Below are 1102 nucleotides of genomic sequence, written 5' to 3' on the forward strand. Positions count from 1 at the left end.
CATCAACCCAGGCCTTCGCGTTCAGGGTGGTATCGAAATCGTGGATGATGGCGCGGGTCATTGAGGCTACCTGCGCGCGCGGATCCCGCACGACATTCAGGAACAGCAGCTGCGGAAACAGGCCCATCAGCTCGTCCGCATAATGCACGCTGTCGAGCGATTTATCCATGACGATTCCTGCGCCATGCTGCTCCCCGGCGCTTAGCAGCAATTCCCAGACGATGCGGTGCACGCTGCGCCGTTCGTGGCGTATCGCCTCGAATATCTGCCTCGGATCAAATACCACGTTTGACCACTTTACCGGGCTTGCGGCCTGCAAGCCCACCACATCCACCACCATGCGGAAGTAAGCCTGGTCATCGGAAAGATCGCCATAGAGCGGCGCCAATGGCATGAAATCCACGATATGCAGCGGATAGGGCGAGTAAAAATGTGGATTGAAGTTCAGGCGCAAGCGCAACGCATGGCTGCCGCAGCGCCGCAGCGGAATCATCAGTACCGGCCGTGGGCGAGAGTGCACAACGGCGTCGACGTCCTTTGCTCCTGCAACCTCCATATGCCTGCTCCCGTTATTGTTTATATTGAATATGCTGAAATATTCAACACAAAAAGGCCAAAGAAATTTCCGGTCAATCGGTCATGAGGACCGGGTCATGAAGACCACTCTGTTGTTGCCGGCTCACGTGAAGCAGCGCTCCGAAACAAGGTCGAGCAAGGTCTGGGTCGAATCTTTCAAGGGCAATGCGTCGGTGTCGAGCACCAAATCCGGTATTAGCGGTGTTTCGTAGGGAGACGAGATGCCGGTAAATTCCGCAAGCTGTCCGGCGCGTGCCCGTACATACAGTCCTTTCGGGTCGCGCTGTTCGCAGACGGTTGCCAGCGTGCTGACATGGACTTCAATGAATCGCGCATCGCCGATGATGGCTTGAGCCATTTTCCGGTCGTCCCGGAACGGCGAAATCAAGGCGGTGATCACGATCAATCCGGCTTCATTCATCATGTGCGCGACTTCGGCCGTGCGTCGAATGTTCTCACWGCGGTCCGGCGCGGAAAATCCCAAGTCTTTGCTCAGTCCATGCCGGAGGTTGTCGCCGTCCAGAAC

Annotated in this window: 2 protein-coding genes; both read right to left on the reverse strand. The window is 56.8% G+C overall.

Features of this window, described 5'->3' with window-relative positions; translation table 11 throughout:
• A partial coding sequence (locus AC1D0P_RS25935) for a sulfotransferase (protein ID WP_477679352.1) occupies window positions 1-556 on the reverse strand: 556 nt, incomplete at its 3' end.
• Window positions 557-679: 123 nt separating this feature from the next.
• Window positions 680-1102: adenylyl-sulfate kinase (cysC, locus tag AC1D0P_RS25940; RefSeq protein ID WP_477679353.1), on the reverse strand; the 423-nt coding region annotated here is incomplete at its 5' end.

This window comes from Polaromonas sp. P1_G2 (genome assembly GCF_056405515.1).